The organism is Streptomyces sp. NRRL F-5122 (assembly GCF_001507435.1).
In the GTDB taxonomy this organism is placed as follows: domain Bacteria; phylum Actinomycetota; class Actinomycetes; order Streptomycetales; family Streptomycetaceae; genus Streptomyces; species Streptomyces lannensis.
In genome coordinates this window covers 216,271-241,132 of record NZ_LMWH01000037.1, presented here as the reverse complement: position 1 = coordinate 241,132, position 24,862 = coordinate 216,271, and the positions used below count along the sequence as shown (strand labels likewise).

Annotated in this window: 21 protein-coding genes and 1 pseudogene; 9 read left to right on the top strand and 13 right to left on the bottom strand. The window is 71.7% G+C overall.

The window, feature by feature from the left end:
* Positions 1–100 precede the first annotated feature (100 nt).
* From ADL25_RS07265 to ADL25_RS07250, 4 genes are all read left to right on the top strand, one after another.
* Entirely contained in the window at positions 101–1,444 is a 1,344-nt protein-coding gene (locus tag ADL25_RS07265; RefSeq protein ID WP_059126810.1) for an amidase, read from the top strand.
* A gap of 44 nt (positions 1,445–1,488) precedes the next feature.
* Entirely contained in the window at positions 1,489–1,794 is a 306-nt protein-coding gene (locus ADL25_RS07260; RefSeq protein ID WP_059126809.1) for a hypothetical protein, read from the top strand.
* A gap of 813 nt (positions 1,795–2,607) precedes the next feature.
* Positions 2,608–3,792, top strand: a complete 1,185-nt coding sequence (locus ADL25_RS07255) for an alcohol dehydrogenase catalytic domain-containing protein (RefSeq protein WP_059126808.1) — start codon at positions 2,608–2,610, stop codon at positions 3,790–3,792.
* Positions 3,793–3,826: 34 nt separating this feature from the next.
* Positions 3,827–4,192: a TraR/DksA family transcriptional regulator gene (locus tag ADL25_RS07250; RefSeq protein WP_059126807.1), complete on the top strand. Its 366-nt coding sequence runs from the start codon at positions 3,827–3,829 to the stop codon at positions 4,190–4,192.
* A 153-nt stretch (positions 4,193–4,345) separates the two neighbouring features.
* On the opposite strand, the gene ADL25_RS07245 is transcribed toward ADL25_RS07250, so the two are convergent.
* The gene (locus ADL25_RS07245) at positions 4,346–4,828 is read right to left on the bottom strand and encodes a GNAT family N-acetyltransferase (RefSeq protein ID WP_059126806.1); all 483 of its coding nucleotides are present in this window, start codon (positions 4,826–4,828) and stop codon (positions 4,346–4,348) included.
* Between the two features lie 54 nt (positions 4,829–4,882).
* The gene (locus ADL25_RS49680; RefSeq protein WP_181923006.1) at positions 4,883–5,059 is read right to left on the bottom strand and encodes a hypothetical protein; all 177 of its coding nucleotides are present in this window, start codon (positions 5,057–5,059) and stop codon (positions 4,883–4,885) included.
* A 513-nt stretch (positions 5,060–5,572) separates the two neighbouring features.
* Between ADL25_RS49680 and ADL25_RS07240 the strand changes: the two genes are divergently transcribed.
* Both ADL25_RS07240 and ADL25_RS07235 read left to right on the top strand, forming a co-directional pair.
* Positions 5,573–6,133 (top strand): HD domain-containing protein, encoded by a 561-nt coding sequence (locus ADL25_RS07240; protein ID WP_059126805.1) that lies wholly within the window; start codon positions 5,573–5,575, stop codon positions 6,131–6,133.
* Between the two features lie 262 nt (positions 6,134–6,395).
* Positions 6,396–7,595, top strand: a complete 1,200-nt coding sequence (locus tag ADL25_RS07235; RefSeq protein WP_063805582.1) for a glycosyltransferase 87 family protein — start codon at positions 6,396–6,398, stop codon at positions 7,593–7,595.
* Here the strand turns inward: ADL25_RS07235 and ADL25_RS07230 are convergent.
* A complete protein-coding gene (locus tag ADL25_RS07230; protein WP_059126803.1) occupies positions 7,565–8,269 on the bottom strand; it encodes a DNA polymerase beta superfamily protein in 705 nt (234 codons plus the stop codon). The genes ADL25_RS07235 and ADL25_RS07230 overlap by 31 nt on opposite strands.
* Positions 8,270–8,442: 173 nt before the next feature.
* Here ADL25_RS07230 and ADL25_RS51800 point away from each other — a divergent pair.
* Positions 8,443–8,883 (top strand): annotated as a pseudogene (locus tag ADL25_RS51800) (hypothetical protein).
* A gap of 52 nt (positions 8,884–8,935) precedes the next feature.
* Here ADL25_RS51800 and ADL25_RS07220 read toward each other — a convergent pair.
* The 7 genes from ADL25_RS07220 to ADL25_RS07190 all read right to left on the bottom strand — a co-directional run bounded on the left by ADL25_RS07220 (position 8,936) and on the right by ADL25_RS07190 (position 18,671).
* Positions 8,936–9,169, bottom strand: coding sequence for a hypothetical protein (locus tag ADL25_RS07220; RefSeq protein ID WP_059126801.1), 234 nt, complete (start codon positions 9,167–9,169; stop codon positions 8,936–8,938).
* A gap of 100 nt (positions 9,170–9,269) precedes the next feature.
* Positions 9,270–10,757 carry an SDR family NAD(P)-dependent oxidoreductase gene (locus ADL25_RS07215; RefSeq protein ID WP_059126800.1) on the bottom strand — a complete coding sequence of 496 codons (1,488 nt, stop codon included), beginning with the start codon at positions 10,755–10,757 and terminating at the stop codon, positions 9,270–9,272.
* Positions 10,758–10,985: 228 nt separating this feature from the next.
* A complete protein-coding gene (locus ADL25_RS07210; protein WP_059126799.1) occupies positions 10,986–12,347 on the bottom strand; it encodes a wax ester/triacylglycerol synthase family O-acyltransferase in 1,362 nt (453 codons plus the stop codon).
* Positions 12,348–12,492: 145 nt separating this feature from the next.
* Positions 12,493–14,823, bottom strand: coding sequence for a GH92 family glycosyl hydrolase (locus ADL25_RS07205; RefSeq protein ID WP_059126798.1), 2,331 nt, complete (start codon positions 14,821–14,823; stop codon positions 12,493–12,495).
* Between the two features lie 617 nt (positions 14,824–15,440).
* Positions 15,441–16,661: a glucose-1-phosphate adenylyltransferase gene (gene glgC / locus ADL25_RS07200; protein ID WP_059126797.1), complete on the bottom strand. Its 1,221-nt coding sequence runs from the start codon at positions 16,659–16,661 to the stop codon at positions 15,441–15,443.
* Between the two features lie 45 nt (positions 16,662–16,706).
* The gene (gene glgA, locus ADL25_RS07195) at positions 16,707–17,858 is read right to left on the bottom strand and encodes a glycogen synthase (protein WP_059126796.1); all 1,152 of its coding nucleotides are present in this window, start codon (positions 17,856–17,858) and stop codon (positions 16,707–16,709) included.
* Positions 17,859–17,933: 75 nt separating this feature from the next.
* The gene (locus ADL25_RS07190) at positions 17,934–18,671 is read right to left on the bottom strand and encodes a (2Fe-2S)-binding protein (protein ID WP_199839123.1); all 738 of its coding nucleotides are present in this window, start codon (positions 18,669–18,671) and stop codon (positions 17,934–17,936) included.
* Positions 18,672–18,881: 210 nt separating this feature from the next.
* On the opposite strand from ADL25_RS07190, the gene ADL25_RS07185 reads away from it, so the two are divergent.
* Positions 18,882–19,961 (top strand): DMT family transporter, encoded by a 1,080-nt coding sequence (locus ADL25_RS07185; RefSeq protein WP_059126795.1) that lies wholly within the window; start codon positions 18,882–18,884, stop codon positions 19,959–19,961.
* 16 nt (positions 19,962–19,977) lie between these two features.
* Here ADL25_RS07185 and ADL25_RS07180 read toward each other — a convergent pair whose 3' ends face one another.
* Complete coding sequence (locus ADL25_RS07180) at positions 19,978–21,111, bottom strand: transglycosylase family protein (RefSeq protein WP_059126794.1); 1,134 nt, start codon at positions 21,109–21,111, stop codon at positions 19,978–19,980.
* Between the two features lie 314 nt (positions 21,112–21,425).
* On the opposite strand from ADL25_RS07180, the gene gndA reads away from it, so the two are divergent.
* A complete protein-coding gene (gene gndA, locus ADL25_RS07175) occupies positions 21,426–22,865 on the top strand; it encodes an NADP-dependent phosphogluconate dehydrogenase (protein ID WP_059126793.1) in 1,440 nt (479 codons plus the stop codon).
* A 547-nt stretch (positions 22,866–23,412) separates the two neighbouring features.
* Here the strand turns inward: gndA and ADL25_RS07170 are convergent.
* Together ADL25_RS07170 and panD are read right to left on the bottom strand one after the other, a co-directional pair.
* Entirely contained in the window at positions 23,413–24,084 is a 672-nt protein-coding gene (locus tag ADL25_RS07170; protein WP_059126792.1) for an aspartate/glutamate racemase family protein, read from the bottom strand.
* Positions 24,085–24,098: 14 nt separating this feature from the next.
* The gene (gene panD / locus ADL25_RS07165; protein WP_059126791.1) at positions 24,099–24,518 is read right to left on the bottom strand and encodes an aspartate 1-decarboxylase; all 420 of its coding nucleotides are present in this window, start codon (positions 24,516–24,518) and stop codon (positions 24,099–24,101) included.
* Positions 24,519–24,862 lie beyond the last annotated feature (344 nt).

The following is a 24,862-nucleotide window of genomic DNA, read 5'->3' as shown; positions in this document are numbered from 1 at the left end:
ACCAGACCCTCGACGTGGCGCCCTCGGCAGGGCACAGTTCTGCACGTACTCGCCAGTACGTGCACGCCTCGACCGCGCCGAGCACCGACAGGGAGCGCCCGTGACCAGCTGGGTCGGCCGTACCGCCGCAGAGATCGCCGCCGCCGTACGCGAGAAGCGGATCACCCCGCGCGAGGTCGTGGCCGAACACCTCGCGCGTATCGAGCAACTCGACGGTCGAGTCGGCGCCTTCCGCCGAGTGCGCGCGAACGCCGCGCCGGCCGAGGCCGACGAGGTCGCGGACCGTACCGATCTGGCCGAACTCCCCCTCGCCGGCGTCCCGGTGGCGGTCAAGGACAATCTGGCCGTACGCGGGGAGTCCACCCGAAACGGCTCGGCCGCGACACCGGACACGCCTGCCGACCACGACCATGTCACGGTGGCCCGGCTGCGCGCGGCGGGGGCGGTCGTCGTCGGGCTCACGAACGTGCCCGAGCTGTGTGTCTTCGGCACCACCGAGGGGGTGTTCGGGGCCGCCCGCAACCCATGGGACACCTCGCGCACGGCGGGCGGCTCCTCCGGGGGCAGTGCGGCGGCGGTGGCCGCCGGGCTGGTGCCGATCGCGCTCGGCAACGACGGAATGGGCTCACTGCGCATCCCCGCCGCCAACTGCGGGCTCGTCACCATCAAGCCGGGACACGGCACGGTCCCCGCGGGCATCGGCAACGGCGACTGGTTCGGCATGTCCGAGAACGGGCCGCTCGCGACGAGCGTCGAGGACGCCCGGCTGATGTTCCAAGTCCTGGCCGGCCGAAGGGAGACGAGCACGAAGCAGCCCGCCGCACACACGATCGCGCTCTCCCTGCGCAGCCCCGTGCTCGGCGTGCGGGTGAGCCGTCCGTACGCGGAGGCGGCCCGATCCGCGGCGACCCTGCTCGCCGAGGCGGGTCATGACGTACACCCGGCCGACCCGCCCTACCCGTGGTGGCTGGGCACCACCTCCCTTGCGCACTGGACGGCCGGTACGGCGGTCGACGCCGAGGGCCTGGACACGGGACGACTGGCGCGCCGTACCCGGGTGCACGCTTCGGTGGGCCGCCGCTTCGTCCATGGCGCACGTTCCGGCTCCCGCCGCGAGCAGTTGCGCCGGATCCTGGAGCCGTTCTTCTCCGAGCACGACATCCTGCTGACGCCGGCGCTCGCCCGCCGCAGTCCGGCCGCGGAGCCGTGGCACGAGCGGGGCTGGGTGCGCAACATCCTTGTCAACACCAACTACTCCCCCATGACGCCGCCCTGGAACCTTACGGGCTGGCCCGCGATGTCGGTCCCCTTCGGTACGTTCCCCAACGGCGCGCCGTGCGCGGTGCAGCTGGTCGGACGGCCCGGCTCGGAGGCGGCACTGCTGGATGTGGCGGGCAGGCTGGAGTCGCTGCAGCCCTGGCGGCGTACGGCGCCCCTGGGCTGAAGGGTGTTTCAGACGCCGGTGGCCTGACCGGTCGGCCGTCCACGGTGGCGACGGGCCGCCGACCGGACGGTGAGGTCGCGAACAACGGCATCGGCGAGTCGAGGGAGACGGCACCCTCATCACCCGCCCCCTCCACCGGCACGTCGATCGCCTCACCCGCGCGCGACACCCTCTTCGCCTGCAAAGGGGGAACCCTCACCCGGCCCGACCGCCCGTGGATCGACGCGCACGGTGTGATCGACGTACGAGAGGCCGGGTCTGACGAATCCGCAGTCACCACACGCTACGACGAACCCGCCGTCCCCCAGGAGGCGACCGTGCCGGTCGCGGCCGTCGACGAGTGGCTGTGACGAGCGCTTCCCCTCACTCACCGGTCCGGGTGGAGGGCGTCCGAGCGACGCGCACGGACGGTGACTTGTTCGCCACGGAACGACGTCGACCGGCGCGATGGTTGTTTGGGACAGCCGTCGCTGGGGACCCGACCGACTGGCGCCGAGCGGCCGGAGTGGGGAGAGCCCTCGCCGCCATCGGATGCAGAAGGAAGATGAAGCGTTGTGACCGCACACCCGAGCGAGACACCCGTCGTCCGCCCGCCTCAGCCGGGCCGGGACCAGTCCCGGATCCCGCGTGAGAACACCCTGCGTACCTGCATACCGGCCGTCGAGGACCGGACGGTTCCCAGGACGTGCCGTGGACCGGAGTCGAACATCGTCAGAGGCGAGGACTGACGACGGCGCAGACCACCGGCCGGCAACGCCGAACAGGATGTGAATCGGGAGAGTGTGCCAGGGGGCCGGCGTGCCCGTCGCAACGCGGCGCGCCCCGCGGCCATGCGGTCCGCCCGAGCACGACACATCGATGCCGCCGACGGCAGAACGCCGCGGCCACCGCACGAACTGCGGACGGGCCCCGAGCGGCTGTGAGCTGCGGCCCGGCGGACTCGCTTGTGCCGCTGATGCCGCCATGGGCCGCCCGGCACGGCTGGGCGTCCGCGGCCGTGGCGGTACGTGGGACGACGGTCGGGCGGCGACCGCCGCCGGGACCGATCCGCCACGCTCCGTGACGGACGCCCGCTCGCCCGGGGAACGGTGTGTCGAGGCGAGCACCGCAGGGGACTCGGAAGAACGGCCCGATCCCTGCACGCGAGACCGAGGAGCGAGACGATGCGAGCACTCACCTGGCAGGGCCGGCGGGACGTCCGTGTGGAGACCGTCCCCGACCCCCGGATCGAGAAGCCCGACGACATCATCGTGCGGATCACGTCCACCGGGATCTGTGGTTCGGACCTTCATCTGTACGAACTCTTCGGCCCCTATCTCGACCCCGGCGACATCCTGGGCCATGAGCCGATGGGCATCGTGCAGGAGGTCGGCCCCCAGGTGCACACCCTCTCGCCGGGGGACCGCGTGGTCATACCGTTCAACGTCTCCTGCTGCGACTGCTTCATGTGCGACCAGGGCCTGCATTCGCAGTGCGAGACGACCCAGGTGAAGGAGCGGGGATCCGGTGCCGCGCTCTTCGGCTACACCAAGCTGTACGGACAGGTGCCGGGTGGACAGGCCGAGTTCCTGCGGGTCCCGTTCGGCAACAAGCTGCCCATCAAGGTGCCCGAGGGCCCACCGGACGACCGTTACGTATATCTGAGCGATGTGCTGCCCACCGCATGGCAGGCCGTCGAGTACGCGGCCGTTCCGCAGGGCGGGAGCGTGGCCGTACTGGGGCTCGGCCCCATCGGCGACATGTCCGCCCGTATCGCCCGTCACCGCGGCGCCGGACTGGTCATCGGCGTGGATCTGGTGGACGAGCGCCTGGAGCGAGCAGCGGCGAACGGCTTCACCTGCTTCGACCTCCGCCGACACGGCAGGGACCTGACCGAGGCCGTGCGGGACCTGACCGACGGACGGGGACCGGACGCCGTGATCGACGCCGTGGGCATGGAGTCGCACGGAGCGCCGTTCGCCAAGGCGGCGCAGTGGGTCACCGGCCATCTGCCCGACGCCGTGGCGCAGCCCCTGATGGAACACGCCGGAGTGGACCGCCTCGGGGCTCTGCACTCGGGCATCGACCTGGTGCGGCGAGGCGGCACACTGTCCGTTTCCGGGGTCTACGGGGGGACCGCGAGCCCCATGCCCCTGCTCACGATGTTCGACAAGCAGATCCAGGTGCGGATGGGGCAGGCGAACGTGTGGCGCTGGGTGGAGGACATCCTCCCCCTGCTCACGGACGAGGATCCGCTCGGCGTCGACCGCTTCAAGACCCACGCCGTGCCGCTGGAGGACGGCCCCAAGGCCTACGCGATGTTCCAGGCCAAGGAGGACGGGATGATCAAGACCCTCCTCGAGCCCTGAGACCCCGCTGCCCACCGATCGACCTGGAGTTCTCATGCCCACGACACTGTCGGCCGACGATCTGAAGGCGATCACGGATCGGCTCACCGTCGAGGCCGACGTACTGCGCGAGGAACTCGCGGACGCCGAGTCGAAGATGCCCGCCCTTTACGCGGACTGCGACCTCGACCCCGCCGACGTGGGTGCCCGGGTGAGCGCGCTCGCCGCCCTGCGCGCCGACGCCGATCGCGCACGGATTCTGCTGGACCGGGTCGTCGCCACCCTGCCCCGGGTGGGGACGCCGGGATTCGGCCGGTGTGCGGTGTGCGGCGACGTCATCGGCCGGGACCGACTGCTGGCGGTGCCGCACACGGAGCTGTGCATCGTGTGCGCCCGCGCCGGGACCGGCGCGCGGCCATGACCCGACAGCGGTCCGCATTCTGGGCCCCCAGTGACCGGAACCTCCGGAATACCGCATACCACCGAGCCAGGGGAGAGCGCGGCGACGACGATCGCCGGGCACGCCTACCGCCGAGTCCCCCCTCCGATTCCTCCCCGTGCCGGCTACGCCCCCTCACAGTGCCCGGTACATGACATGCAGCCCCACCGCACCGAACCGTGGATGGTCGTACGCCTCGGGGATCGTGCCGACGATCGTGAAGCCCAGGGACATCCACAGCCGGACCGCGGGGTTGGTCTCGACGACCGCGTTGAAGACCATCCCCCGATAGCCCTCGGCCTCGGCCGAGGCCAGGATGTGTTCGGCGAGGGCACGCCCGACACCGCGTCCGGCCCGGTCCGGGTCGACCATGAAGCCGGCGTTCGCGATACGGGCGGCAGGGCCGCCGTAGTTCGGGGTGACGAAGGCGGAACCGACGATCCCTCCGGAGTCGTCCTCGGCCACGTAAACACGCTTGGCCGGCGCCATCCACAGGGCGCGGGCCGCCTCCTCGTCGGTGTCCGGGTCCCAGGTGTAGGTCTCGCCGGCGGCGACGATCCGGTGCCAGAAGGGCCAGATGCGCGGCCAGTCGCCGGCCGCGGCTTCCCTGATCAGCATGGGCGCGTGTCCGACACGCCCATGCCGCAGGCGATCACGACGGATCCTGCAGGGTCAGTCGACGCTCGGCAGGATGTGGGGTTCGGCAAGGTCGTCCTCGTAGCCCGCCAGTCGGATCGGGGCCGAGTGTGCCCAGACGTCCAGGCTGCCGAGCTTCTTCTCCGTCCGTAGGCCGCCGCGCTCCACGCGTTCCTTGGGGCGGTCATCGTGATGCGTCTTCTCCGGTGTCACCGCGCACTCCTTATGTGTCGGGTAACCCTCGGGACGTGCCGCCCCGGCCTGCTGCCGTGGCCCCGCGCGTCCGCTCGGGTCTGGGTCGAATCTGTTCGGACGCGGTGGCGCCGGCAACTCGTACGAGAGCAGGCCGTGGTAGGCGGCTTGTCCCGGGACGGACCGTGGGTGTGGGTGGGACCCCAATGGCTGTCCGCTCGGTCCAGGTTAACCAAATGAGCGGCCTGCCGCTCGATGGGGCTGAAACAACCAGGTAACTGTCTTGAGTCGTCGGGCACCCATTCGCATTCATTATTAACCAATCTGTTGCCTGTCATCCCGTTTGGGTACACCCGTTCGGAGCAATCGTCGAACTGCTCATCGCTCCCTCACATGTACGGATCACCGTTCCCCGGCGTGGCTCTACCCGGCGCGGCCCGGCTCGTGCTCAGTTCAAGTCCCGTTGGCCGAGTCGCAAGCTCGCCATGATCTGCTGACACTCGGCAACGGCTTTTCTCGCGAGAGGACTGACGCATGGAGCTGCGCAGCGTCGAGGAGCTGATGGATCTGCTGCACGCCTGCCGGGGCGCATGGGACACCCCGGACCGCAGCGGCGACCAGGTCGATCTGCACGACCACGCCCTGCAGACCGCCGCACTGCTGCGCCGAAGTCGCCCTGCGGACAAGGAACTCCAGGTGGCCGGACTGGTCCACGACATCGGCCATCTGCTGCGGCCGGGCGACGACGCCGGACACGCCGACCTCGCGGCCGACGCGATACGGCCGTTGCTCGGCGAGCGGGTCTCCCGCCTCGTGCGCCTGCACGTGGCCGCCAAGCGCTATCTGGCCGCGGTCTCCCCGGAGCGCGGGCTTTCCCCGCAGAGCGCGCTCACCCTGCGCCGTCAGGGCGGGCCCATGACGCATCGGGAAGTCCTCGCGTTCGAGCGGGACCCGTTGGCCGAGGACGCGGTCACTCTGCGTCAGGCGGATGACGCGGCCAAGGTCATGGGTCTCAACGCCGGCGTGCTGGAGGACTGGCGCACGGTTCTGGAGCTGGTGGCGGCCGGACGCGTCCGGCTGGGGGTCATGGACTGACCTCTCCGCGGGCCGTTCCAGGACCCTGGCGGTTCTGCCCCCGGGCGCCCGGCCCCGCGTCGACGCGGGGCCGACGGCCGTTGCCGTGTGACGGCGGTCCCGGACGGCCCCCATTGAGGGGAGCGTCTCCGCCTCCCGGCCGGCTCCGACATGCCGCCGTCGGCGTAATGGCCGAGCAGGACGATTTGGCGGCGACAGACTCTGCGAAGTGTGCCGCCGACACGGAATCGCCCCGGCACGGCTCCGCGTGATCGGAAAGTGGATGACCGGCCATGCCGGCTGGTGCCTGGCCGCGTCCGTGGCCCTTCACGTACTGGCTGCCGTCTGCTTCTCCCCCGGGCCGCTGGATCTGCGCGTCTACCGGGACGCCTCGCCCCTGGTGCTCTCTGGTCACCTCTACGACTACCGGCTGCACACCGGCCCGCCCATCCCGCTGCTGCCCTTTACCTACCCCCCGTTCGCCGCGCTGGTCTTCCTGCCGCTGTCGCACCTGCCCTGGACGGTCGTGGTCGTCCTGTGGCAGACGGCCTCCGTGGCGGCCCTGGGGGTGATCGTCCACTGCGCCGAGCGGCTGCGGTCCGCCGGCCGCGGCCGTCCCCGGATGCCCCGTGTCATGCTCTGGACGGCGGGGGGCCTGTGGCTCGAGCCCGTGCGGCACACCCTGGACCAGGGCCAGGTCAATCTGCTCCTTGCGGCCCTGGTCCTCGCGGCGGTGGCGGTGCCGCGCGCGGCGACCACCCGGGGCGCGGCCCTCGGTCTGGCGACCGCGGTGAAGCTCACTCCGGCCTTCGGCGGGCTGTATCTGCTGGCGACCCGGCAATGGCGGGCGACCGTCTGGGCTGTCACGGCCGCGGCCGCGGCCACGGCCCTGGCCTGGATGGTCGCCCCGCGGGAGTCGGCGCGCTACTGGTCCGGCCTGGTGACCCAGACTCAGCGCATCGGACCTGCGTGGTCCGTGCGCAACCAGTCCCTGCTCGGCGCGGCCGGCAGGCTCCTGGGACCGGACGCCCCGCTCGCACTCGCCTGGTGCACGGCCCTGGCACTGGCCACCGCACTGGCCGCGTGCGCACTGTGGAACGCCGTGCGGCGCCGGGACCCGCTGGGTGTCCTGGTCACCGCCGAGCTGTACGGGCTGCTGGTGTCCCCCATTTCGTGGAGCCATCACTGGATCTGGTGCCTGCCGGCCATGATGTGGGCGGCCCACGGGCCGCAGCGCCATCGGCTGCTCGGCCGGGTGGTGACCGCGGCCTGGTTCGCCGCCACGGCCACCCGCCTGGTGCCGTTCCTGATCCGCATGGAAGACGGGCTGCCGCACCCCACGCCGTACCCGGCTCCGCTGGCGTGGCCGGGCACGGCCTACGCCGCCTGTGCCGTGCTGTCCCTGCTCGCCGTCGCCGCCTCGGGACGGACGGCGGCCGACCGGCCCGGGCTTCAGCGGGTGAGGGCCGCCTCCGGTGCGTAGAAGTGGGCACGGACCCGGTGCAGCCAGGACTCGGCGGCCGCCTCGTCCGGCTCCTGCGGCAGCACGCAGCGCGCCTCGTCGAAGGCGTTCTCGTAGTGCCGCAGCAAGGACCGCGCGACCGTGGCGTCCTCGGCCACGCGCTCGCCGAACGCGCGGTAGTCCTGCGGGTCCTCCAGACGCACGGTCAGCTGTCCGGTGGAGTACAGCTCCAGTCCCTGGTGGCACAGCCGCTTCAGATGGCGTGCGTGTTTGGCGGTGCGCCTGCGCACGTCCGCCGACGGGTCCCGGTCGCCCTTCGACTCCAGCCTCCTGACCTGCTGGGTGGCGTAGCCCAGATAGGCGGCCCGAACACGCCGGGCGGACAGGAACGACGCGCGGATGCCGATCAGCTCGTCGCCGAGCGGGGTGCGGACCTCGTACAACTCGTCCGCCAGCCACACCACTTCCGTCGCGCTGGGGTTGCCGCCGAGCGCGAGCCGACACCATTTCGCGGCCTCGTGGAAGGTCCGGTCGGGATCGGTACCGACGAGGGACTCCTTCGGCGGGTGCAAGCCGTGCAGCTTCTGCGTGGGCACGGCGAAGACGCCGAGCCGGTCCACGTCGGAGCCGGCGTGCGCGAGCCCGTACGCCGTCGAGCCGACGATGCCGGACAGCAGGATGTGAGGGACGTTCACGGTCGGCGGCCTTCCTCGGGGTCGGACGGTACGGGCGGCGGCTCCGGGCCGGCCCGGCGGGGCGAGGACTGTGCGTGAGGCTAGGCGGCCGGTCATCGGAACGGCCAGCGAATTTCGTCCTGACGTACCTCGCCGGTCAGTCATCTGACGGAGCATCATGAGACGGCACGCGGATGAAGTCGCCGTACGGGCTCCAGGGCAGGGTGGCCGTCGTCACCGGTGGGTCACGCGGGATCGGAAGGGCCGTGGCGGGGGCGCTCGCCGCGGTCGGCGCCCAGGTGTGCGTCACCGCCCGCGGGACCCGCGGGCGGTGCCGTTCACCGTCAACGTGGAGGCACCGCTGCGGCTCGTCCAGTGCGTCTGGCGGGCCTGGATGGGCGAGCACGCCGAGGACGCCGTCGCCGCGGGGCTGCCGCTGGGCCGCATCGGTGAGCCCGAGGACATCGCGCGCCGTGCTCCGACCGGCGTCGGACGCGACCGGCCGGATCACCGGCGCGGACCTGCCGGCCGACGGCGGACCTCGGGTCGGACCCGCGTACGTCCCGGAGTCCTTCGCCTCCGGGACGTACGCCATCCAGCATCGATTGCGCTCATGTGCGCCGCATCAGATCTGATGTCACGGGCGTCACCTCGTTCGTGACGACTGACTCGAAAGGTGGCGATCGCTCACGGGAACAGTGCGATCCCGACGAGGACCAAGAGGATGATCCCTGCGACCAGCGCCACGGTCGCCCAGGTGCTGCGGTGCCTCACCGGGTCGGCCGGCCTGCCACCACGCGGCCGGTCCTCGGGCAGGACGGGCTGCTCCGGACGGTCGGACCGGTAGAACTGCTCGTCGCTCGTGTAGACGTTTCGCGGATCGCCGGTGGCGCGTGGATCGATCTCGTGTGGAATGGCCATGAGAACTCCTTGCGCGGTACTCACGACAGGTCGAGTTCCCACTTGGCGGCGGGCCACACGCCGGGGGCGGCGCGTCGCCGCCCTGCGGACCGCTTCCGGATCACCACTTCCCGGGGGCGTAGTCCTTCAGGAAGACGCCGTACAGGTCTTCGCCCTGCTCGCCGCGCACAATCGGATCGTATACCCGGGCCGCTCCGTCGACGAGGTCCAGCGGAGCGTGGAAGCCCTCCTGTGCCAGCCGCACCTTGTCCGGATGCGGGCGCTCGTCGGTGATCCAGCCGGTGTCGACGGCGGTCATCAGGATGTGGTCCTTCTCGAACATCTCCTGGGCGCTCGTGCGCGTGAGCATGTTCAGAGCGGCCTTGGCCATGTTGGTGTGCGGGTGGCCGGCGCCCTTGTAGCCGCGGCTGAAGACGCCCTCCATGGCGGAGACGTTCACGATGTAGGTCCGCCGGGCCGCGGAGCCGGCCAGCGCCGCCCGCAGTCGGCTGATCAGGATGAACGGCGCCGTCGAGTTGCACAGTTGCACCTCGAGCAGCTCGACCGGTGTGACCTCCTCGACCGCCTGGATCCAGCTGTTGGTGTCGTGCAGGTCGGGTACGAGCCCGCCCGCGTCGATCGCCGTGCCGGCCGCGATCCGCTCCAGGGAGGCGGAACCCGAGACCAGGGCGAGACCGGTGACGTCCTGCGCCGTCAGTGCGCCGCCGGCCACCGGCAGCGCGGCCACGGCTCCGGAGCCGAAGGCGCCGATGACCTCGGCGGACGGCAGTTCACCCGCGGGCAGCGGGGCGGACTCGGCGGCGACCAGTTCGCTGTAGGCCTGCGGGGAGCGGCGCACGGTCTGCGCCGCATTGTTGATCAGGATGTCCAGGGGACCCTCGGCGGCCACCGAGTCGGCCAGCGCCACCACCTGGGCCGGGTCGCGCAGGTCGATACCGACGATCTTCAGCCGGTGGATCCACTCGTCGCTGTCCGGCTGCGCCTTGAAGCGGCGGATCGCGTCGTTCGGGAAGCGCGTGGTGATGGTGGTGTGGGCACCGTCCCGCAGCAGCCGCAGCGCGATGTACATGCCGATCTTTGCGCGGCCGCCGGTCAGCAGGGCGCGCTTGCCGGTGAGGTCGGCTCGGGCCTCGCGGCGGGACCGGTTCTCGTCGGCGCAGTTCGGGCAGAGCTGGTGGTAGAAGTAGTCGACCTCGACATAGCGGGACTTGCACACATAGCAGGAGCGCGGGCGCTGGAGTATGCCGGCGATCTGGCCGGACTCGGTGACGGAGGACGGCAGGATGCCCTCGGTCTCGTCGTCGATGCGCTGCGCGGACCCGGTCGCCGTGGCCTCGGTGACCGCCTTGTCGTGGGCGGTCTTGGCAGCACGGCGTTCCTGGCGGCGGCGCTGCTTGACCGAGCGGTAGATGTGCGAGGTGGCCCGGCGCACCCTGATCGCGTCCGGGTGGTCCACGTCGAGGTCGTCGAGTTCCGCGAGCACGCCGAGGCAGACGGCCAGTCGCTCCGGGTCGATGCCGCGCCCGTACGCCGTGTCGTCCATGGCCGCCGGGCCGGCGGCTGCCAGGCCGTCCTCTGTCACCGTCATCGCGCTGCCGTTCCTCGCTCCCGCGCAGCGCTCCGACCGCGCTCGCCTTCGAACAGCGAATTTTACGGAGCGCACGGCCGGGTCTCCAAACCCGTGATGATCAGCGAACAGCGGCAGGTCCGGTCGGGGGCCCGGGAGCTCTCCGCATCGGCGCACGCCTCGCGGCCGGACAGCGTCGAGGGCGGCCGCGCACCGGCACGGCCGCCCTCGACGGGTGTGACGAACCGCTCAGACGCGGCAGGCCGCCAGCAGCGTCTCCACCTCGTCCGGCACCGCGCGCGCCAGGCGCGCCAGGTCCGGCACCGCGCGCGCGTCCGCGACGAACCCGTAGTGGACCCGGCCGCGGTAGGTCGAGATCGCCACCGCCAGGGACTGGCCACGGGCCAGCGGGGCGAGCGGATAGATCTCGGCGAGCGGGTTGCCGCCGAGCTTCAGGCCGAGACTCGGCAGCGGGACGCTGGTGACCAGGATGTCGAACCACAGCCGGGCGGCCTGGCTGACGAGCGGTCCGCCCAGCCGGTGGCCCAGCGCGGGCACATGGTCGGCGAGCAGCGCGACGGCACCCGCGCCCCGGTTGGGCCCGGCGTCCTTGTTGCGGTCCATGGCCGTGCGGACCCTCCGCAGCCGCTGCAACGGGTCCGGATCGCCCACCGGAAGCCGTATCAGATAGCCGGAGAGCCGGTTGCCCTGCGGCTGCGCGGTGCGCGGGCGGCGGTTGGAGACCGGGATCAGGGCTCGGGGCTCGACGCCGGCGCTGCCGTCGCCGCGCTCGTCGAGCCATCGGCGCAGTGCGCCCGCGACGACCGCGATCAAGACGTCGTTGACGGTTCCGCCCGCCGACTTGCGCACCCGGTGCACGTCGTCGAGGTCGACGGCGACGCCGGCGGTGCGGCGGGTGCCGCTGGGCTCGGAGATGAGCGCGGACGACGAGCGCGTCCCGAGGGTCGACACGGCGACGGAGGCGCCGATGTCGAGGGCGCGGCCCACGTCGGCGAGCGTGCCGCGCAGCAGACCCGGCAGTCTGCGCATGTCCGGCAGAAGGCCGCGGGCAGGAGCCTGGGGGCGCGGCCGGGGCGCGGGCATGTCCATCGGGTCCATGACCGCGGCTGCCAGCGTGAGGGCGCGCAGTCCGTCGGCGAGCGCGTGGTGGAACTTGAACAGGACGGCGAAGGAGGTGCCGGACTCCCCCGGCAGCACATGCGCCTCCCACGGCGGTCGGCCGCGCTCCAGCGGGCGCTCCATGAGCCGTCCGGCGGCGGCGTGGAAGTCGGCGGTGGGCGCCTGCAGCCTTACGTGGTCGAGGGGGTCGAAGTCGGGTGCGGGCTCGCGGGCCGCGCCGCCCAGGGCGAGCGGGAGGCGCGCCGCGGGGAGGGCCCGCCTCAGCCGTCCGTCCGGCAGCCACACGTCGCGGATCCGCATGCGCAGCCCGGGCACCGCGGCGGCACGACCCGCCAGCAGATCGGCGGCGTGGGCACCCGCGGTGGGCGAGTTGCACGCGAACACCCCGAGGGCGCCCAGGTGCATCGGATGGCGGGCGGATTCGATGTTCCAGAACGCCAGGTCGAGTGGTGCGAGCAGGTCGGAAGTCAATGGCTTGCCTCGCGTCGACGATGGGAGAACACGAAGTCAACCTCCGACTGGCGATTACGGTCAAGTACGATCAGGCTACGCTCAGTTAACAGCAGATAAAGTCCCGCCTCTCCGAGAGAGGCGGGACTTTATGAGACGTGTGAGGTCACTTCAGCGCGGGTGGCGCCGCCTTCGGTGCCGTGCCCCACCCGGACGGCCGCGCGCCGACCGTGAACTCCAGCGTGCTCGGACGGCGCAATGTGTCGGTGGTGATGTACGTCCGTTCGTGGGCCTTTCCGTCGACGCGCACCCCCTGGATGTACCGCTGGCTGCCGGACGTGCCGGGCGCGGTGACGGTCAGTCGCCCTCCCGGGTAGTACGCCCGGTCCAGCGCCAGGTCGACCCGGTCGAACACGGGCGTGGTCAGCCCCCAGGTGCGGTATCCGGGCTGCACGGGGAAGATCCCGATCGACGAGAGCACGTTCCAGGCGGACATGGTGCCGAGGTCGTCGTTGCCGGTCATGCCCGTCGGCCCGTCGGTGAACAGGGTCAGCGCCGCGTGCACCACGTCGGTCGTCTTCCAGGGCTGGCCGGTGGAGAGGTACGTGTACGGGGCGATGAGGTCGGGCTCGTTCTGCGGGTTGTACTTGTCCGCGTTGTAGTAGGCGTACGGCCCGTTCACCCAGACATCGCGCGCGGTCCCCACGGGGTCCTTGAGCAGTCGGTCGTAGGCGAAGAAGGCGTCGAGCCGGTCGTTGGCCGCGCGGTCGCCTCCGATGAGACCGACCATGCCACGCAGGTCCTGCGGCACGAGCCACTGGTACTGCCAGGCGGTGCCCTCGTGGAAGCCCACGCTCTTGGCCGGGTCGGCCGGCCCCGCGAAGGCGCCGGACGCGTCCCGGGCGCGGAAGAAGCCGGTCGACCGGTCGAAGACGTTCCGGTAGTTCCGCGAGCGGGCGGCATAGCGCGCCGCGTCCGCGTCATGGCCCAGGTCGCGTGCCATCTGGGCGAGCATCGCGTCGGACAGCGCGTACTCCAGGGTCACCGAGGCGCCGTAGTGGTAGTCGGAGTCGCCCGGCTTGGAGTACGGACGGTTCTTGATGTAGGGCGCGAAGCCGTTCGCGATGTACTCCCGGTTCGACTCCCGGCCCACGTACATGGTGTTGGCGGGGGGAACGCCGTCCGCGTTCTTCTTCAGCGCACGGTAGGCCCGCTCCTCGTATCCCTTCAGCAGCCCCTGCTGGTAGGCGTGGGTGAGGAACGGGGTCACCGGGTCGCCGCTCATGATGTTCGTCTCGACCGTGCCGTAGCCCCACTTGGGCAGCCAGCCGCCCTGCGCGTCGATCTCGAGCACGGAGAGCGCCATGTCGCGGGCCTCGCGCGGGGCGAGCAGGGACAGTAGCTGGGCCTGGGTGCGGTAGGTGTCCCACAGGGACCAGTTCTGGTAGTACGTGAACCCGTTGACGCGGTGGATCCGCTGGTCCCAGCCTCTGTAGCGGCCGTCGGCGTCACTGCCGATGTTCGGCGCGAGGAACGACCGGTACAGGGACGAGTAGAAGGTGGTCCGCAGGGTGCGGTCGCCTCCCTGTACCCGGACGTCGTCCAGGCGGTCCTCCCAGGCGCGACGGGCTGCCTCCCGGACCTCGTCGAACGAACCGGCCTGCGCGGCCGCGAGATTGGCCTCGGCGCCGCGTGCGTCCACATACGACAGCGCGGTCCTCGCCTCCACCGTCCGGTCCTTGGTGGTGTCGAACGTGACGTAGGCGCCGTTGCGCCCGGGGCCCGAGGACTTCGTCGCCTTCGGGGTGATCGAGTCCTGGTACCAGGTTCCGTGTGCCGTGAAGGGGCGGCTGAAGCGGGTGACCGTGTGGACCGTGTACGGGCGCGTGGAGCGGCAGAAGCCGCTGCCCGTGATCGTGGTGCGCACGGTGCGGTCGTCGAGGATCTCTACGTTGGAGGAGATGTTCCTGTGCAGCGCCTGGCCCGCGTTGAGCAGCACATTGGCCTTGCCGGTGGCCGGGAACGTGTACCGCTGCACTCCGGTGCGTGCGGTCGCCGTCAGTTCGGCCTGGATGCCGTCGCCGAGTCGGACCCGGTAGTAGCCGGGGCTCGCCTGCTCGTCGGCGTGGCTGAACGTGGCCGCGTACTTGGCGTAGTCCGTCTCCGTGACGTCACCGGTCGTCGGCAGCACGGGCAGATCCCCGCCGATGGCGCAGCCGACGCCGGAGAGGTGGACGAGGGAGAAGCCGCGGATCCGTTGCTGGGTGTAGTCGTAGCCGGTTCTGTGCCCGGTGTCCGGGGAGAGCTGGACCATGCCGAAGGGAACGGCGGCACCGGGGAAGGTGTTGCCTTCGTTCTGCGTGCCGATGAAAGGGTTGACCAGGTCGGTGAGTCTGCCGTCGGGCGGATCGGCGGCCGGGGTGGCCGGCGGGGAGCACAGGGCAGAGGCCGCGACCGCGCCCGCGGCGGCGAGGCGCAGGCGCCGGGTCCATCTCATCTGGGAAGACCTCCGGGGGATCGACATCGTTGTCCACATGGTGGTGGCGCCGTGTCGGATTCCGGAGCATCCGAAGCGGTTGACCTGGGGCGCGTCGCGGAAGACCGGTGCCCGGCAGCGGGGCAGCACGGGTGCGGGGAGTCGGCGAAGGACGGTCTGCCGCCGTGGAACGCCCAAGGAGCCGGGAAGAGTTCACCGTCCGGGGTCCGGATGTCCCGTCCCGCGGCGGGGAGCGGTTCGGGGCGGGCCGGATCGGTGGCGGGGCCGCCGTGGGGATGTCAGGACAGGTGGACCGTTCGGGGTCCGGGAGAGGATGCCGCCGCCGACGGCGTCGTGGGGGCCGCGCGCGAGGAGCGCGTCCGGGGACACGCTCGCCCGCGGAGAGGCGGGTGCACGCCTGCGTCGGTCATGTCCGACCTCGCTTTCGTCGTCCCCCCGCCATGTGCCCGAGGCCCGTTGCCGGAGCGTCCCCGCGCTCCCGGGCCGATCGGCAAGTGCTCATGGGCGACGATAGGCGGCCGGTGACGGGCCCTGCCTGCCGAGGGCCCCTCCGGTGCGTCATTCGGGTGGCCGGACCGTGTGCCCCGGCTGCCGCGGGGGCACACGGTCCGGAGCGCCTACGGCACGTGCTGCCCCTTCCCCAGCGCGATCACCCCGCCCTTCGACACCGTGTACAGCTCCGTGTCCCGGTCCGGGTTGACACCGATCGTCGCGCCCGGCGGCACTTCGACGTTCTTGTCGAGGATGGCTCCGCGCACGATCGCGCCCCGTCCCACGTGGACGTTGTCGTGCAGGACCGAACCCTGCACGACGGCACCGGGGTCCACGACGACGCCCGGAGACAGCACCGACTGCGTCACCTGCCCCCGGATCAGGCACCCCGCGCTGATGATCGACTCGCTGGCGATGCCGCCGGCGTTGAAGCGGGCGGGCGACAGCTGACCGGAGTGTGTGTAGATCGGCCAGCTGCGGTTGTAGAGATTGAAGGCCGGCCGCTCCGCGATCAGGTCCATATGGGCGTCGTAGTACGCGTCCAGCGTGCCGACGTCCCGCCAGTACCCCCGGTCGCGGCTGGTCTCGCCCGGCACGTGGTTGGCGCTGAAGTCGTACAGCTGCGCCTCACCGCGGTCGGTGAGGGCCGGCAGGATCGAACCCCCCATGTCGTGTACGGAGTTCGGGTCCTCGGCGTCCCGCTGCAACGCCTCGATCAGCGCTTTGGTGGTGAAGATGTAGTTGCCCATCGAGGCGAAGACGCACTCGGGGTCGTCCGGCAGCCCGGGCGGGTCGGCGGGCTTCTCCAGGAAGCGCTCCACGGTCAGGCCGTCCGAGCCCGGGCTGATCACGCCGAAGGAGGGGGACTCGGCGCGCGGCACCCGTATCCCCGCGACGGTCACGCCCGCTCCGCTGTCGATGTGCCGGGCGAGCATCTGCCGCGGGTCCATCCGGTAGACGTGGTCGGCGCCGAACACCGCCACGTACTCGGGCTGTTCGTCGTATATCAGGTTCAGCGACTGCAGGATGGCGTCCGCGCTGCCCAGGTACCAGCGCGGACCGAGCCGCTGCTGGGCCGGGACGGGGGTGACGTAGTTGCCGAGCAGACTGGACATCCGCCAGGTGGTGGTGATGTGCCGGTCCAGCGAGTGCGACTTGTACTGCGTCAGCACGCAGATGCGCAGGATGTCGCCGTTCACGAGGTTGGACAGGACGAAGTCGACGAGGCGGTAGGTTCCGCCGAAGGTCACGGCCGGTTTCGCGCGGTCGGTGGTCAGCGGCATCAACCGCTTCCCCTCCCCGCCGGCCAGTACGATTCCCAGCACCGAAGGTCCACCGCGCCGCATGCCGCCGCCCCTCTAAGCCCGGTTGTGCCGCTCTCTGTTCACTGACTACCCCTGCTCGAGGAGTTCCTCGTACAGGCGAACCGTGCGGCGGGCCACCGTGTCCCAGCCGAACTGCTTCACCGCGCGCTCCCGGCCGGCCTCTCCGAGGCGCTCGGCCGCCACCGGGTCGGCGAGGACCGAGTCCAGGGCGCGGGCGAGGTGCTCCTCGAAGTCGTCGTCCACGTCGACCAGCAGACCCGTGCGACCGTCGTCGACGACCTCCGGGATGCCCCCGGTGCGCGAGGCCACGACCGCCGTACCGCATGCCATGGCCTCGAGGTTGACGATGCCGAGCGGCTCGTACACCGACGGGCAGACGAACACGGCCGCGTGCGTGAGGAGCTGGATCACGTCCGGACGCGGCAGCATCTTGGGGATCCAGTGGACGCCCTCGCGACTTCTGCTCAACTCCTCGAACAGGTCCCGGAACTCGCGGTCGATCTCCGGAGTGTCGGGGGCGCCGGCGCACAGCACGACCTGGGTGTCGGGGTCGATGTGCCGGACCGCGCGCAGCAGATGCGGCACGCCCTTCTGGCGGGTGATGCGGCCGACGAACAGGACGTACGGGCGGCCCGGGTCGAGGCCGAGGCGGGCGAGGACGTCCGTGCCGGGGTCGGGCCGGTAGAGCGAGGTGTCGATGCCGTTGTGCACGACGTGGACCCGGGCGGGATCGAGGTCCGGGTAGCAGCCGAGGATGTCGTCGCGCATGGCGCCGGAGACGGCGATCACGGCGTCCGCCGCCTCGACGGCGGTCCGTTCGGCCCAGCTGGAGAGGGCGTACCCGCCGCCGAGCTGCTCGGCCTTCCAGGGGCGCAGCGGCTCGAGCGAGTGGGCGGTCATCACATGCGGGATGCCGTACAGCAGTTTGGCCAGGTGCCCTGCGAGGTTGGCGTACCAGGTGTGGGAGTGGACCAGTTCGCGGTCCTGGAGGACGGCGGCGATGGAGAGGTCCACGGAGAAGGTGCGCAGCGCGTCGTTGGCGGTGTCCAGGGCCGGCCACGACCGATGGCGTACGACGCCCCCGGCACCGCCCTCGCCCCAGCAGTGCACGTCGAGGTCGGTGAGGGAGCGCAACTCCCGTGCGAGGAACTCGACATGAACACCCGCGCCGCCGTACACGTCCGGCGGGTACTCCCGGGTCAGCAGGCCCACACGCACCCGGAACCCCCTGTCTCAGCGGCTGGTTCCCACATGGTCACCCAGATACCGCGGTTGCGGAAGACCACACGGGTGTCAGTCCCGGCCCGCCGGGCGGTCGAAACAGCAGTCGCCGCACACACCGCCGCCTGGCAGCCGGTAGTAGAGGCAGCAACTGCGGCGCCGGCCGGTCGTGGGATCGAGGGTGCCGGACAGGTCGGGATGCGTGAACAACCCGGCGGCCAGCCCGCGGGCCCGCTCGGCGACGTCCGCGCGGCCCTCCGTCCGGGCCCAGTGGCCGATCATGCGCACGGCGCCCGCGAGGGCGGAGCCGGCGTTGCCCCACAGCAGCCGTTCGGAGACTCCGTGGCGAGAGGCCAGGGCGGTGGTCAGGGGGACGAGGTGGGCCTCCCGCACGACCGCGTCGAGCGCGTCGACGGGCAGCGCGCGCACCTCGTCCAGCCACAGGTCCTCGGGCGCGCTGCCGTCCGGGTCCCAGGACAGCCGCCCCGGGTCGAGGTCGGGAGCCCTCCCGTACAGCGCGGCGCACCCGAGCGCGACGGACCAGAGCCGGGCCGCCAGGCCCTGGTGGGCGATGGAGGCGGCGACCCGGGCCTCGGGGGCGTGGAGACTCCGTGCGACCTTGCGGACGCGGAAAGTCAGCGGATCCCGGTAAACATCCTCGGGGCCGTCGGACGGGGCGGCCGTGTACGCGTGCGCGAGGTGCGGCAGAGTCCGGCGCCGGGGTACTCCGGTGCGTAGTACGAAGAAGCCGCCCAGGGAGCCGAGCGCCGCGAGTTCGGGGTCGAGGTCCACGAAGGCCAGTAGTACCAGGGCCCGCACGGCCTCTCAGCAGGGGGGAGCCATCCGTGGTCACCCCTCCGGGGGAGGACGTGAACGTGTTCGTACTCCATCGGCAGTATGACCCAATGCGTGCTCAGGTACGACGACGGGAAGGGTTCCGCACGGCATCGTGTTGATTGTGGAAGCCGACCGTCAGCCGCGCCGGGCATCACGCTCCGGCCCCCCGCAGAGGAGCCGCTCATGAGCGCCCTCGCGTTGTCCGTGCTCCTTTCGCTGTTCTCCGCCGTCGCCTACGCCGGCGGAGCGATCGTGCAGGAGCGGGTCGCCGTGTCCTCGCCGGACGAGTCCTGCGCGCCGCTGCGCCGGCCGGCCTGGTGGGCGTCGGTCGTGCTGAACGGTCTCGGCGGGTTGCTGCACGTCGCGGCGCTCGCCTACGGTCCCCTGAGCCTGGTCCAGCCGCTCGGTGCGCTGACCATCGTCTTCGCCCTGCCCATGGCCGCCCTGTTCGTGGGCCGCAGGGCCGGGGCGACGGCCTGGCGGGGCGCGGTCATGGCGACCGTCGGCCTGGCGGGTCTGCTGTCCCTGGTGGGCGCCTCCGACGCCCAGACCCTGAGCGGCGCCCAGCGTGTGACGGTGGCCCTGGTCACCGCGGGCGGCGTACTGGCGCTCATGGTGGCGGCCCGCGCGGCACACCGGCATCCGGCGGTACGCAGCGTGCTGCTGGCGACCGGGTCCGGTGTCGCGTTCGGCATGTCGTCGGTGTTCACGAAGACGGTCGCGGTGGACTGGAAGAGCGGGGTCGCGCTCGCCGATGTGCCGAGCCTCGCGGTGATAGGCGTCTTCGCGACGGCCGGTCTGCTGCTGTCACAGGCCTCCTACCGGGGTGCGGGCCTCGCGGCCCCGCTCGCCACGCTCACGGTCGTGAACCCGGTGGCCGCGGCGGCGGTCGGCATCACCCTGTTCGGCGAGACCTTCCGCTACGGCACCACGGGCACCGCGCTCGCCCTCGGTTGCGGTGTCGTGGCCGCGGGCGGTCTCATCCTGCTCACGACGGAGCGGATCGGTGGCGAGCAGCGGACGGCCGCGGATCCGTCGGCCGCCCCGGAACCCGTCTGCCAGCCGGAGCCGCTCCAGACGGTGATCGCCCCGGTGCCCACGCAGGCGCCGGCCCCTGCCGAGGAGGACGTGCCCGCGGAGGCGCCGGCCAAGGAGGACACCTACGGCGACTGGGAGCCGGCCCCTCTGTACGCTCCCTTCTACGGCGGGCCCTTCGTGCCCGTGCCCGCCCCGGACCGGAACCGGGCCCGCGTGAAATCCTGACCGCTTCCGACGGGCGTCAGAGCCTGACGCCGCCCGCGCGGAGATAGGCGAGCGGATCGATGTCGCTGCCGAACGCGGGCCCCGTACGCACCTCGAAGTGCAGATGCGGGCCGGTGCTGTTGCCGGTCGAGCCGGAGCGGCCGATGCGCTGGCCGCCCACCACACTCTGCCCGTCCTGCACGGAGATCGCCGACAGATGGGCGTACTGCGTGTAGCGGCCGTCGGCGTGCCGGATGACCACCTGGTAGCCGAAGGAGCCGCCCCAGCCCGCGGCGACGACGTGCCCCGAGGCCACCGCCTTCACGGAGGTTCCGGTGGGCACGGGGAAGTCGACGCCCGTGTGGTAGCCCTTCGACCATGCCCCGCCCGCGGCGTGGTAGGGCGTGCCCGTGGCCGCGGTCACCGGGGCGACCATGGAGTGGGTGGTGGTGCGCTCCGAAGTTTGCCTGCGGGTGGACGACTTGTGGGTCCGGGAGGGTGCGGGTTCCGTGCGCGCCGAAGCCTTGGCGCGCAGTTGCAGCCGCTGACCGGGCAGGATCAGATCCGGGTCGGCCCCGACGGCCTCGCGGTTGGCCGCGTACAACCGCTGCCAACCGCCCTGGACATGATGGGTGTCGGCGATCCCGGAGAGCGTGTCCCCGCGCACCACGGTGTACATCTCGGCGGTGCCCGCCTGCGACTGGGGTGTGGTCTGCGGTTTCACATCCCGTACGGAACGCGTGGCGGTGCCGGGGGTGTCGCCGGTGGGCCCGCTCGTACGGGCCCCGGAGTCGGCGAGGGTGAGGCCCGCGCGTACGGAGCAGACCGGCCAGGCGCCCGGGCCCTGCCCCTTGAGGACCTTCTCGGCCACCGCGATCTGCTGGTCCCTGGTGGCGAGATCCGCGCGGCGGGCGTAGGCCGTACCGCCGTAGGCCTCCCAGGTGGACTGGGTGAACTGCAGTCCGCCGTAGTAGCCGTTGCCCGTGTTGATGCTCCAGTTGCCGGTCGACTCGCAGGCGGCGACCTTGTTCCAGGTGTCCATGTCCGCGGCGTGCGTGACCCCGGCGCCGATCAGCGGGATGGCCATGCCCGCGCTGCCCGCCGTGACGGTGAGCGAGGCGCGGTTGATCCTTGTCGGCTGATACCGGCGGTGCCGGCCGCGTACGGCCATGGGGACCCCCTCGACATGCGTCAGGAGGGGCAAAAGTAAGCGTTGCGAACAGGCCATGACAAGACGGCAATCGGCCTCTTCGGCGGGCCAACCGACCTGGTTCCGCCCCCGTTTCCGGACGGGCCCGGACGACCTGCCGGTGCGGCTGCCACCTGCGCGCCCCTCGCCGCGACACGCGGATGTGCGGTGGGCGTACCGGCACGTCAGGATGGTCACCGGGCAATACTGACGAACACGACCGGCACCACCCCCTGAGGATGTCCTCAGGACCGAACCGGCACCGCCGATTCCAGGACCTCTAGGAGCCAACCGTTATGAGCACTTCAGCCCAGATCGGCGTCACGGGTCTCGCGGTCATGGGCCGCAACCTCGCCCGCAATTTCGCGCGCAACGGCTATACGGTCGCCCTGCACAACCGGACCACGGCGCGAACCCACGACCTTGTGAAGGAGTTCGGCCACGAGGGCGACTTCGTGGCGACCGAGACCGCGAAGGACTTCGTTGCGGCGCTCGAGCGGCCCCGGCGTCTGATGATCATGGTGAAAGCCGGGGCGCCGACCGATGCGGTGATCCGGGAATTCGCCCCGCTCCTGGAGCCCGGCGACATGATCATCGACGGCGGCAACGCGCATTTCGCGGACACCCGCCGACGTGAGAAGGAGCTCCGCGAACAGGGCATCCACTTCGTCGGCACCGGTATCTCGGGCGGTGAGGAGGGCGCGCTGCACGGCCCGAGCATCATGCCCGGAGGATCGGCCGAGTCCTACGCCTCCCTCGGCCCGATGCTGGAGAAGATCTCCGCGAAGGCGAAGGACGGCGCGCCCTGCGTGACCCACGTCGGGCCCGACGGCGCCGGCCATTTCGTGAAGATGGTGCACAACGGCATCGAGTACGCCGACATGCAGCTGATCGGCGAGGCGTACCAGCTGCTGCGCGACGTCGCCGGCTACTCCCCCGCGCAGATCGCCGAGATCTTCCGCACCTGGAACACCGGGCGGCTCGACTCGTACCTGATCGAGATCACCGCGGAGGTGCTCTCGCACGTGGACGCGGCGACGGGCAAGCCGTTCGTGGACGTGGTCCAGGACCAGGCGGAGCAGAAGGGAACCGGACGCTGGACCGTGCAGATCGCCCTCGATCTCGGGGTGCCGGTGTCGGGTATCGCCGAGGCGGTGTTCGCGCGCTCGCTGTCCGGGCACTCGGCGCTGCGCGAGGCCTCGCGCGGCCTGGCCGGCCCGAAGCCCGCACCGCTGGCAGAGGACGAGGCCCGGGCCTTCGCCGACCGGGTGGAGCAGGCGCTGTACGCGTCGAAGATCGTGTCGTACACCCAGGGCTTCCACGAGATCGCCTCGGGCAGCGAGGAGTACGACTGGAACATCGACCTCGGCGGCATCGCCTCCATCTGGCGTGGCGGCTGCATCATCCGCGCGGCCTTCCTCGACCGCATCCGCGCCGCCTACGACGCCCGCCCCGATCTGCCGAGCCTGCTCTCCGACGAGACCTTCGCCCGTGAGATCGCGCAGGCGCAGGACGACTGGCGCGAGGTCCTCGTCGCGGCGACCCGCCAGGGTGTCCCGGCACCCGGGTTCTCCGCGGCGCTCGCCTACTACGACGCGCTGCGCGCCGAACGGCTGCCTGCCGCGCTCACCCAGGGGCAGCGGGACTTCTTCGGGGCGCACACCTACCGGCGCACGGACCGCGAGGGCTCGTTCCACACGCTGTGGGGCGGGGACCGGACGGAGGTCGGGGCGTAGCGCGCCCCACTGACCGCATGACGGTGGCCCGGTGCCCGGAGGAAACCTCCAGGCACCGGGCCACCGCGCGGTTCCGGCCTACTTCAGGGGCGGCCCCGGCTCGGGCTCCGGCACCGGGTCGGGACCTGGTGGCTCCGGGATCGGGGACGGAGGCGGCTGGGGGGTGGGCCGGGGTTCCGGGTCGGGCACGGGTTCCGGTCCGGGACGCGGACGGTCGGGTCCCGGACCGGGCGGAACGGGGCCGGGTGCGGGCGGCACCGGCGCCGGGCCGGGCGGTACGGGTTCGGGTGGGACGGGTTCCGGGCCCGGCGCGGGCCCCGGCCCCGGAGTCGGATCCGGTCCTGGGGTCGGATCCGGTCCCGGGGTCGGTCCCGGTCCGGGCGGCGGTCCCGGCCGTGCGGGATCGGGGAACGGATGCGTCATCGTGTCCTCCAGCCATTCGCTGCGTCGGCCCTGGACTTGTGCCCCGGGTACCCGGGGCACCGATCGGCACTCACCCCGTCGCGGGACGTCGGCAGGACCGGGTGGGCCACGGACCGCCCGGAAACTACCCGGTCGGCCGTGCGGCGCCGCGGAGCGCCGCCGCGGCCGCCGCCAGCCCCGGCTCGGGGCTGGCGAGGACCGGGACGTCGGTCGAGGTCAGGTACCCCGCGGGGGCCATGGACGCCTGGGCCAGGACGATCGCGTCGGCATCGGTGACCGTGTCGGCGCTGCCCACGACCGCCCGCACGTATCCGTCGGTGTCGCCCGCCTCGAACCGCTCCCACGCCCCCTCGACGAGTACGGTGCGCACCTCGACGTCGCTGCCGGCCGCCTCCTCCCGGATCAACGCGACCGTGGGCGCCAGGGTGCTCTCCACCGTGGCGATCACAACGATGCGGGGACCTGTCGCCACCGCTGCGGCGGCCATCGGCCGGTCCACCCGGAGCACGGGCACGTCCACCTCCGTGCGCTCGGCGACCGCACCGATGGTCGAGCAGGTGCAGAGCACGGCGCGGGCGCCCGCCGCGACCGCCGCGTCGAGGAGATGCCGGACGGCGTCGGCCACGGCGTCCGGGCCGTGGACGCGGGCACGTTCGAGCAGTTCCTCGGCCACGAGATGCCTGAGTTCGAGCCCGGGATGGAACCGGTCCCGCAGGGCGTCGAAGACGGGGACATGGGCGGATGAGGTGTGCAGCAGGGCGAGCGCGCCGCGCCCCCCGCCGTCGCCTGTGGACACGTTCTCCCCCTCGGTCAGGCCGTGACGGCCTGCGGGCTGCGCTCCTGGTCCGAGCCGGGTACCGGGGCGGACGGGTCCGCCCCCTGGGCCACGATCCGGTTGTCGCGGTCCACGTGCACGACCCTCGGCCGCAGGGCCCGCGCCTCGGCGTCGGAGACCTGGGCGTAGCTGATGACGATCACCAGGTCGCCGGGGTGCACAAGATGGGCCGCGGCACCGTTGATCCCGATGACGCCGGAACCGCGCTCGCCCTCGATGACATAGGTCTCCAGCCGGGCGCCGTTGGTGACGTCGACGATGTGGACCAGTTCACCGGGCAGCAGATCGGCCGCGTCGAGCAGGTCCGCGTCGACGGTCACGGATCCCACGTAGTGCAGGTCGGCCTGGGTGACGGTGGCACGGTGGATCTTGGACTTGAACATGGTGCGCAGCATTCTGGACTCCTGAAAGACGGCTCCCTGCCCGCTTTCTGCAGGTCAAGGGCGTTCTTCACCCTACACCGGCAGGCGTCGCACTCGACGAGTATCAGGAACGTCGTCACTTCCCGGGAGCGCCTGTCGAGTTGGTGCGTGACAGCCGCTCTCCGCCCACATGAACAGCACACCCGCGCGGGCAGCGCCCTGATCGCGGCTCATGCAAATGGAGGTGTCCGCGGCCCAGCCCTGCCGTCCCGCGGAGAACCCTCCGTCCCAAGGGGCCGCACCCATGAACGCCGGTCCGGCCGGCCCGAGGGCGACCGGATACAGTACGCGAGACTGCAGCCTGGTCAGGGAGGGAA